Origin of the sequence: Photobacterium marinum (assembly GCF_000331515.1) — a bacterium.
GTDB lineage: Bacteria > Pseudomonadota > Gammaproteobacteria > Enterobacterales > Vibrionaceae > Photobacterium > Photobacterium marinum.
Window position 1 is genome coordinate 290,040 of record NZ_AMZO01000001.1, and the last position, 10,188, is coordinate 300,227.

Sequence of the window (10,188 nt, forward strand, 5' to 3'; positions counted from 1 at the left end):
TTGACGGGTTCGGTAATGTTGAAGACGGTAAGTGGCGATTAAAGATGGTGGAATGGTCACTCAGCGAGTTGGGCTTGCAGTTGCGGTTATCTGGAGTTCATGGGACGTGTGCAAAATTTTAAAAATACTATCATAACTGGTCATTACCACCTATTTTTAGACGTAGGAAACAAACTGTGTAAATCTGCATAGTTTCTGGCGTTAGTTGGATAGCCTCCTTTTATGCGATATACCATAAAAGGAGGAATGCTAACTCTTGATTATATTTGAGGCATTGATAGAAGGTTTATCAGTTTTTCAACTTTTTTCTAACCATATTCGACGATGGAAGAAAATAATTAGAATTAAGTCAAGTACAGAAAAAAACACTAATAAAGATATACCAATCATTAATAAAGGAGATATCATTATGAACCAAGTTACTCCTCCTTCTTGCCCTTTTTTTTTGGAGCATGGGTTTTTACTTTTACTATATTGAGGTAGATCCTGTCCCATACAAAAATTAGAGAAAAAATTAGATGAGCTAAAAACTATATCCCAGCCTGGGTTGTAAAAAACATCATGGCGACTAACTATTTGTTTTGATTCATCTGCAATGTCACCATGTTGGATGACTTTATTGTTGAAGTGGATGATGGAAAATAATGGAAATATGATAAAGAAAAATAAAAAAGCCCCTTGGTAACGACGAGCGAGTTTTGACCGGTAATCTAATCTTTCAAATCCAAAAATAGGAATCGAACTTGCCCAGTTATCCATTGAGTAGTTACGAGCATATACACGGCCAATAGCTGTCAAGATAAGCATCATTACACTTATGATAAAAATAGCCAAATAGGAACCTGGAATGGGACGGTCATCAAGAAGTACTGCTTTAGATATAGGGTTTACACCTTGAGAAACGGAATAAGCATTTACTGCATAAAATAAAGTTGCAGTTCCTATTAGAGACCAAAGTTTATTGAGTTGAGACATATTCATAATGTCAACCTTATTTTAATGTGTTAGAGGCATTAGTTGAAAGTGTAAGTGATAAATTTACTTCTATATTTATACCCGTCTGAGTAATATACATTGAAGGACTATCTTTTTTAATTTGTATAGTTTGGTCAGAAATGTCAACGTAAGCAACTAAACCACTATTAGTTTCAAAAAAATCTATCTCTCCTGAAGTGATTTTAGTATGGTCGGTTTTTATTTTTAATTCTTTATTGATTGGGCCTATACCATAACCGCAAAGATTAAACCTGTCAGTTTTGGCTTTTATTGATATTGATTCAGGGGCTGTTAATGTCGCAGAGTATTTAAAGATGCCACTATTTGTTGGTGTGATATTTATTATGCCATTTAAGGTATTATCACCATCAAGTCTTATTGCTTTTTTATCTGTACATCCCCCTGTAATCCCAGGGTCTACAACAACATATAGTTCACCACTAGCCTTGAGTGACGTTGGAATGGAAAAAGTAATATTTCCATTATTAATCCAGTTAATTTTAGGTTTAGAAACTAACGAGCCTATTATTGGCCCTCCACGATCTAAATTCACCTCCCAAAAAGCTCCAAGTAATTTATCAATTTTATTTCCAGCAAGTCGCCCATGTTTCTGAAATATTTCAAATGGTATTTTAATGGGAGTTTCTGGTGTAAGAGCATCTTCTATCAGTTTTCCAGATAACATAATCCAAAAGTCTTTTTCTACATTGTTCAAGATGTTATTTATATTATCTTTATGAGATTTTCGTCTTTTTTCGATGTTATTTTTTGTGGTTGTTAAATTATTACTATGTAAATCAGGATTGTTTTGTTTTTCAGATAGAAAAACCAGTATCCCATCATTGCTAGGGATAAGAGTGTGTAGATATAAATTTTTGTTTTTATTTGTGGCTGGGATAGTGGCATTTATTTCTATGTTGGAATCACCCAATACACTAATTTCTTTTATTGTTTTTTCAGGAGAGTTAATAGGGATTCTTATGTTTATTGGTACTTTTAATTCTGTGATTCTAGTTGGCTCTACAATGAAATCGGAGCTCAGCGCGATTAACCAAGCTTTAAAATTGCTATAGGGGATTTTTTTATAACTTACATTAATATCAATTAGAAAAATATCGAGTAAAATATTATCACTTGTAGTTCTACTTAGGTCTATAGCACCTTTTGCTTTAATGGGTACTTTTACATCCTCAGTAATTAAATTACCTTCCATACTCAGGTAGATTCCATTGATTGAAAAGTCCAGCTTAGCGGAGTTAACATTAATCTCAGCATCTTTAAGACGGATCTTATAGCCAGATTCAGTGATTAAGGATAGAATGTTGTTAAATATTCTATCTCGTAGAAAAAGCATTGAGAAATTTTTTTCAGGGGTGGAGCCCAAAGCGAGAAATCGGTCCTCATAGATCGTGAAATTGTCATCAGGATTGAATTTGATAATACTCTGATCTTTAGAAAATCCGAGAGATGGAACCAGCACTATAAAAATAAATATCATTACTGCCGTTAAAATACTGCAATCGAGAAAATGCTTATTAAATGCCATTTTGGATATATCCTTTGTTATTTTTAGTGGATATGGCTAGATATGACTATGTTGATAGTATAGATAATTATATATCAGTGTATTACTTTTTTTGAGAACCAATGCAGTATGATATTTAAAAAGAATGAGATTGTTTCTATTCGTGTGAGAAATTTTTTATGGGATGGGATAAGGTGAGTGGGAATAGGTTGAAATAAATAGCTATTAAGCTATGAAACAATTCTGCCGGAACAAGGGATTAATTGGTATAAATTTCAGTAGAAGGATCTCAAATGAGGAATTGAACATTTTTTATATTTTGTCTCCATAATGTGTCCGAATAATTAGCGTATGGTGATTTAATCCTTATAAAACAATATATTAAACTTGATTTTTCGTAGTCCAGCCACGTTAAAGAAGCGTACACAAGCGATTTACCATTCTTTCGTAAAAAACTACTTCCTTGGTGCCTTCCTCGGCAGAAACGTCGAAATCATCCCCGCCCGAGAGTGGATGCAGTGGCTCGATTCCATTAGACCACTACAGTTGTTGAAGTTAAGAAAGACAGTAAATTCAGGCTTATTAGTATTTAAGGGAGCGAAACCCTTCCTTGATATTTTTAGACTCTTATTTTCGTTATGTGATTCGGTTCTCTCTGTTGCATATTGGCTTGTCTATCCTTTATTTCTAGTTAAATGAAAACAATGGGAGCAAAAATACTCTAAACGCTTGCTCAAATCGACACATTTACAAGGCGCGACTAAACCTTTGCTACACATGACCTCTCAGATTTGATCCAAATCAACCGTGCTTTTTGTTTTGTCTATTGAACCATATGTACCAGGTCGACACTGTACTATAGATATTAGTAATAGCCGGAAATACAAGAGGAAGTACAAAGATAGTTATTGGTTGCTGAAGAGTTGTTGTGAGTCTCTTTGCCATAGGATATCGCGTTTGGGGGATGAGAATGATTGAAAGGGAACGTTATATGGGAAAAGCACTAACAAATCACAAATCAAAATATGACGATACCAGCTTCGAAATACCAACAGAAGGACTGACTGATGAACAGAGAACACTCTGCCTAGAAGTGTTCAAGAACTATATCGATGTTCAGAAAAATCATTGTCTCGGTTATCAAGTCAATCAAAGAATGGATTACAAAGAGGATGTGGAGTTCTTTCTCAATTGTCACGTAAACAATGTCGGTGATCCATTTATCAACGGTAACTATACGCTTAGCAGTAAACAGATGGAGAAAGCCGTTCTCAATTATTATGCAAAGCTATGGAATGCGAAAGTTCCCCATGAACCACAAGACATGGAAAGCTTCTGGGGATATGTGTTGTCAATGGGGAGCACAGAAGGGAATTTTTACGGTTTATGGAACGCGAGAGACTATCTTGCCGGAAGAAAGCTTGTTGCTGATGAAGTGCAAGAAAAGTTTAGGCATACCAGTTATCTTCATCCGAAGTATATTGAAAATAAGCCGCATGCATATAAGCCGGTTGCTTTTTTCTCCCAAGATACGCATTACTCTATTATTAAAGCTCTGCGCGTATTGAATATACCCACTTTTAGTGAAATCGGACATACGGATTATCCCGGTCAGAATCCACTTGATACCGATGGTAATTGGCTGAATAACAAGGAAGTGCCTTCTATATATGGAAGTTCTGGGCCAGGTTCAATTGATGTAGATAAATTGGCAATTCTTGTTGAATTTTTTGCAGAGAGAAACTATCCAATTATTATCTGCTGTAACTATGGTTCTACTTTCAAAGGGGCATATGATGATGTTGAAGAAATTCAAAATAAATTAATGCCTATATTTGAAAAGTATGGCTTGGTAAACAGAGATGTGAACTACATTGATCTTGATGAAGAAGGCAATGAAATAGTTAAAGTTGATAAGCGTAATGGTTACTGGATACATGTGGATGGTGCACTAGGAGCATCTTATATGCCGTTTATTGAAATGGCATACAAGAAAAAATTAATAAACCAAAGGGGGCCAATTTTCGACTTCAGGCTTCCTATTGTTAACTCAATAGTAATGAGTGGACACAAATGGCCCGGAGCACCTTGTCCATGTGGAATTTTCATGACAAAAGTTAAGTATCAGCTGTTTCCACCAGCTGATCCTGAATATATTGCTTCCCCGGATACGACTTTTGCAGGTTCCCGTAATGGTTTTTCTCCTATCATCATGTGGAACCATCTGGCAAAACATAGTTATGATACACAGATGCAACAAGCTCTGTATTGTGAAGAACTTACTAGGTATGCAGAAGACCAGTTAAACACTGTAAAAGACTGTCATCCTAATATTGAATTGTTCATAGAGCGGACACCATTGGCGTTGACTATCCGCTTTCGCAAGCCGATCAAACCAATTATTAATAAATATTCGCTCTCGTGTGAATCGCTTAAGGTCCATGGTGATGTGCGTCATTATGTGCATATTTATATAATGCCATCTACCAGTAAGGAAATTATCGATAAGTTGGTTGATGAGCTTAAACAGGATGGGACCTTCGAAAACGATGGTGTAAGCATGCTTCTTGATGAACGAAGTAGTCAAATGGATGTACTAATTAAATAGTAGATATAAAACCGTACTTCCCCAGACATTAACTGTGACGGAGTCACGTTAATGTCTGATGTCATGTTATATAAGACATCGATAGTAGGGTAGTTAGTCTCTTTAAGCCGAGCACACGATTTACAACCAGCCTGATTTCTAACAGGTGTGTAGGCGTTATCTGAGAAGTTAAAATCGATACAACAATCCCACACTAAACAGTCCGGCGCTGGCATCGTAAAAGTTAATATCACTGTCATCTTCAAACCATGAGATGCTTCCGTTGGCGAACCAACCTTCCCAGCCAAATGGTTTGGAATAGAAGGCTGTAAAGCTGGCTCCCAACTGGGTACTGTCTGCTTTCTGCCCATATACCGGGTTGGCTTCATCAAAAGATAGGTCTGCAATATATAGGTTGCTGACCAGTCGCCAACGGTTAACAAAATAGATGTAATTAAATCCGAGTGACAGGCTTTCATAAGCCATTGCTCTGCCGTCACTGTCGTGATCGTTATAAGAAATCGCAGGGACTAATCGATGTTTTGGCTTGTCCCAGTCAAAAGTATACTCAGCCGTAACACGGTGGTTATCACCATTACGATTCAGCAGGGTCCTTTCTGCATCTGATAAAGCGACAGATGCGCCACTGCGTTCATTGTCGATATCGACATCCCGGTAAGAGTATCGAAGTTCCAGCCCAGTTCCGTATACCTTGCTCCAGATTAAGCGATAGCCGTCTGCGCTGCGATCTGTTTTTGTTCTCGGGCTACCGGTCAGAAAAGGGTCTTCCCATACCTCGGTGGCTAATGGGGTGTACAATAAGCTGGCCCCGAGAATACCAGCACTGCCGATTTCCTGCCTGATCCCGGCTAGGGTAGAGAAATCAAATCGTATGTAGTCTTCAAGTTGGTTACCAAGGAAAATCTGGGTGCGAGTATCTGCAAAGGTATAAGCAAGTTCTGCTGCTATTACAGGTATTGCCGAGCTTTCGCTGTCGGGCTTGTCGTTTACTGAGTTAATGGTGTCGTTACTCAAATCTACTGACCCGAATTTAGCGAGGTTATTAGATTCGACTGTCGTGCCGCCAATACCGACATTAACAAAACCACCAAAGCCGTTTTCTTTCGGAATTGGCTCGATTGCGTAGCTGGTAGGAATACTGCACAAAAGTAACACGAGAAGCAGTTGAAACCGCATAGTGATATCCCATGGTAATGCAGAAATTAAGTTAAAAAATTAGGAGAATTAGGCCCGCTTGTAAATTATCGAAGGTGAGAAAATGCCGCAGAAATGTTCATGAAAGTAGCAGAAGAGCCTTGTTTACAGCGCTTTATTCTGATTTTTGATGATGTTATTTAATAGTTAATGCAAGCCTTCAAGATCATCCGGCTGGTAAAGCTTGCCGTTAAACGCCACATAAATACCGGGTTGAGCAAGTCGGGCAGCGATAAAAGCAGAGCCCAAGTTAAATCCGGCATCATTGGGTGAGAAGCCGACTAACGGCCACATTGCGCCGGTAAAAATAACAACTTGCTGATGATTATGTGCTAGTAGTGTTTGCAGGCGACGGGCATTGTCGAACAGGGTAAAGGTGCCATGAGTGATGATGTGTCGGTTGCAGTTACTGAGGCTAATCGCAGTGCTTATTTTTTCAAGGTCCTGATGATTGATCTTTCTGCTGTCTTTCATGCAGATTTCGGTTAGTTCGAATTCACAATCAGGTATTTGAGCGAATTTAGTGATGAACTCGGGGATGGCAGTTTGTTGATGGCACAGCGTTGTGCAGGCATCTATATCATAGTATGAATCAATAGTACCGCCGGTCACGATAATTTGTATTTTTTCCTCATTGTAGTTTTGGTTCATATCTGACTCCTGAAGGATAAAAGGTGCCGGAAGTGTAACTAAAGATTATTGATGTCTTTTTGTTCACTATAGCTTCATTATTGTCCTTTCCTGTAACGAATTGGTGTTTAATAAGAGCAAATTAAAGCTAATGATTTGCGTTCGATTCAAAAATGCATAATGAAAATACGTTCAATTGGTTGATTATGATAAAATGGGCGGCTTATTTATCTCCTTATCAATATTAAGCTTTTCGTTAGGAAACTGGTATGCTGTTAACACCTTCGTTAGCCAGGTTCATCAAGCCCTTTTTTGTGGTTGGCTTGTGTTTGGGAGGAATATTTTCTTCACAGGCTTCCTTGTTAGATGAATACCTTTTCGAAACGTGGAACAGCCGAGATGGCTTGCCTCACAACAGTATTAATGCAATAAGCCAGACACAAGATGGCTATATGTGGTTTGCGACATGGGAAGGGATAGCCCGCTTTAACGGCCGGGAATTTAAGTTGTTTACCAGAGGGCCGGAAAGCGCGCTGAGTGATTCGGGTGTCCAAACACTTTTTGCTGATTCCGATGGAGGACTCCTCGTCGGTGATGCCCGTGGTGGTCTGGCCTACAGGAAACCTCATGACTGGCAACCTCTTCCTTCAATCAATAGCCTTGTTAATGCTGTTTTGCACCAACCTGATGGTGGTATCTGGATTGGGTTGAGGGGGGAAGGACTTATTTTTCGAGCTCATGACCAGGCTGAAAACCAAGTCATTTTACCTTCACTAACTGTTTACAACCTTTCGTTACGCCGCAACGGTGATGTATTGGCATCAACTAGCCAAGGTTTGTATCTTATTTCGTCAGGCAAGATTGAAAATATCAGCCAGTTACTTGGCTTGAAGAATGTTCCGGTTTATTCGAGTGTGGAAGATGCGGATGGGCGAATTATTTTTGGTGGAGAAAATGGTGCGTGGCGTTATGCAAACGGCAGGGTTTCCCGTATTCATGAAAAGTTAAACAATATTTTTGTTTCCAATATTCTAATTGATAACCACGGCAGTTATTGGTTTGGTACCTTCAACCAGGGCATATTTCGCTTTTCTGATAATAAGGTATTGTCGTTAACTGAGCTTAATGGTGAGCCCTATAACCAGATCTTATCTATTTACCAGGATCGTGAAAGTTCAATTTGGGTTGGTACACATACCGGGCTGATCCGTTTACGCCATACTCCTTTTACCACATGGGATAAAACAAGAGGGTTGGCTGGTGATTATATTCGGACTGTCCTTGCTTTGGATTCCGGTGAAATTATCGTCGGAAGCAGCAAAGGGATGAGTGTAATTAAAAATAAGCAAGTCCGTAATTACTCCCCTTCAGCTTCAAACCAACTGGACGGTGAAACTCTTTCGGTCATAAGTTTGGCTCCCCGACGCAAGGGTGGTGCCTGGATTGGTTCATTCAATCATGGCTTATTCAGTTTCGATAACCATGAGTTAAAGCATGTGGCTCTTCAGGGGCTGCCGTCTAATGCTATTCGCACCATTCTTGAAGATAACCAAGGGAATTTGTGGGTTGGAACAACTGCCGGTTTGGTAAAATATTCTGGTGATGGTAAACAGCAATTGTTTACGACAAAGGATGGCCTTCCTGGTGATTATGTTATGGCGCTTAAATTCGATGAGCAGGGTCAACTTTGGGTTGGTACAGGAGCGGGTGTCGGAATTATTAACCACGACCAGATACGAGGTCTGGATTTGCAGCCGTTTGAGAAAGCTGAGTATGTTTTCGGGTTTTATGCTCAAAAAGATTACATGTGGATGACGACAGATCGCGGGCTTATCCGTTATCGGTTCTCAGATCAAAAACTCAGTATTATCGGAAAAAAACACGGTCTTCCAATTGATAAGATTTTCCAGGTTATCTCTGATCTGAATGGCTCTTTTTGGCTCACCTCTAATCGCGGTCTCTGGCGGGTTTCGGAAGATGACGTCAATGCTGTTGCTGACGGTTCGAAATCTCATATTAATTTCGAGCATTATAATGAGTTGGATGGAATGGCAACGGCTCAGCTTAATGGTGGCTCAAACCCGACAGCAGCTATCGATTCTTCCGGCCAGTTATGGTTTGCGACGGCGAAAGGTGTTGCATGTACTCATCCACAACGTTTTAAACAACTGGTGTCGCCAAAGTTTCCGACCGTTATCGAAGGTGTTCAGAGTGGTCAGTCCTGGTTAAACCTAGCAGATAAACAGCTTTCAGTTTTACCGGCAGGAAGCCAGCGGATGACATTTGATTTCGTTGGTCTTGGTTATATTTCCTCTCAACATATACGTTATCGCACTAGGCTAGAGGGGCTTGATTCAGGGTGGATTGAAAGAAATACACAATCCTTTGCTGAGTATACAAACCTTGCTCCCGGTGATTATCGTTTCGTTGTGAACGCATATTACCCTTATCATTCAAATGAGATAAACCAGGCTAGTTTCTCTTTTCGAATTCTGCCTCATTGGTGGCAAAGACAAAGTGTCCAGGTTGGTTTTGCTTTATTACTCTTTCTGTTTATGACACTGTCAGTCAAATGGCGGCTACGCCGTCTCAGAAAGTCTGAGCTGAAACTGAAGCACGAGGTCGAGCAAAAAACTCGAGCTCTGCAAATGCAGGCATCGGCCTTTGAGAAACAGGCAAGAGAAGATCAGTTAACCGGTTTACACAATCGTCGCGCTTTTAATGAATGGGCCAACCATGTTATTTCAACATCCGGCTCTGATAAGGCACTTTCTGTTGTAATGCTGGATATTGATCACTTTAAGGTCATTAATGATACCTACACACACTTGGTTGGTGATCAGGTATTGCGAATTGTTGCTAAGGCGCTGATGAAATTCAGCCGCAATGACTGTTTTATTGCTCGTTGGGGGGGGGAAGAGTTCGTTATCGGTATTGTTGGTTGGCAACCTGATAGAGTGAAATCGTTGTGTGAAAAAATCAACGTCTTAGTCAAAGGGCAGGACTATAGTCCGGTTGCAGAAAATTTATCGGTAACGATAAGTATTGGTATTGTGAATGCAGATACATCCTGTGATTTCGAGTACCTGCTGCGGTGTGCTGACGATGCGCTGTATGAAGTGAAAAAATCAGGACGTGACGGGTTTTTGGTTTATTCACCTAGTGAGTATGTGACCTTTTCAGTTCCTCATCAAATCTAGAATCGATAAGTTAGTGTCTAGTCCTAAAATAGGTT

6 protein-coding genes are annotated in these 10,188 nt (G+C 39.5%); 2 read left to right on the forward strand and 4 right to left on the reverse strand.

Features of this window, described 5'->3' with window-relative positions:
- Positions 1–297: 297 nt before the first annotated feature.
- Positions 298–981 (reverse strand): hypothetical protein, encoded by a 684-nt coding sequence (locus C942_RS01335; protein WP_007461578.1) that lies wholly within the window; start codon positions 979–981, stop codon positions 298–300.
- A gap of 10 nt (positions 982–991) precedes the next feature.
- The gene (locus C942_RS01340; RefSeq protein ID WP_007461579.1) at positions 992–2,542 is read right to left on the reverse strand and encodes a hypothetical protein; all 1,551 of its coding nucleotides are present in this window, start codon (positions 2,540–2,542) and stop codon (positions 992–994) included.
- Between the two features lie 970 nt (positions 2,543–3,512).
- Here C942_RS01340 and C942_RS01345 point away from each other — a divergent pair.
- Positions 3,513–5,129, forward strand: a complete 1,617-nt coding sequence (locus C942_RS01345) for a pyridoxal-dependent decarboxylase (protein ID WP_007461581.1) — start codon at positions 3,513–3,515, stop codon at positions 5,127–5,129.
- Positions 5,130–5,297: 168 nt separating this feature from the next.
- Here C942_RS01345 and C942_RS01350 read toward each other — a convergent pair whose 3' ends face one another.
- Both C942_RS01350 and C942_RS01355 read right to left on the reverse strand, forming a co-directional pair.
- A complete protein-coding gene (locus C942_RS01350) occupies positions 5,298–6,305 on the reverse strand; it encodes a DUF2860 domain-containing protein (RefSeq protein ID WP_036798238.1) in 1,008 nt (335 codons plus the stop codon).
- 165 nt (positions 6,306–6,470) lie between these two features.
- Positions 6,471–6,974, reverse strand: coding sequence for an asparaginase domain-containing protein (locus tag C942_RS01355; protein WP_007461585.1), 504 nt, complete (start codon positions 6,972–6,974; stop codon positions 6,471–6,473).
- Between the two features lie 248 nt (positions 6,975–7,222).
- On the opposite strand from C942_RS01355, the gene C942_RS01360 reads away from it, so the two are divergent.
- Entirely contained in the window at positions 7,223–10,153 is a 2,931-nt protein-coding gene (locus tag C942_RS01360; protein WP_007461587.1) for a ligand-binding sensor domain-containing diguanylate cyclase, read from the forward strand.
- Positions 10,154–10,188: the final 35 nt, after the last annotated feature.

Excerpts from the sequence above, each read along its gene's own strand:
- C942_RS01335 (WP_007461578.1), bottom strand. The coding sequence starts at position 981 with ATGAATATGTCTCAACTCAATAAACTTTGGTCTCTAATAGGAACTGCA.
- C942_RS01340 (WP_007461579.1), bottom strand. The coding sequence starts at position 2,542 with ATGGCATTTAATAAGCATTTTCTCGATTGCAGTATTTTAACGGCAGTA.
- C942_RS01345 (WP_007461581.1), top strand. The coding sequence starts at position 3,513 with ATGGGAAAAGCACTAACAAATCACAAATCAAAATATGACGATACCAGC.
- C942_RS01350 (WP_036798238.1), bottom strand. The coding sequence starts at position 6,305 with ATGCGGTTTCAACTGCTTCTCGTGTTACTTTTGTGCAGTATTCCTACC.
- C942_RS01355 (WP_007461585.1), bottom strand. The coding sequence starts at position 6,974 with ATGAACCAAAACTACAATGAGGAAAAAATACAAATTATCGTGACCGGC.
- C942_RS01360 (WP_007461587.1), top strand. The coding sequence starts at position 7,223 with ATGCTGTTAACACCTTCGTTAGCCAGGTTCATCAAGCCCTTTTTTGTG.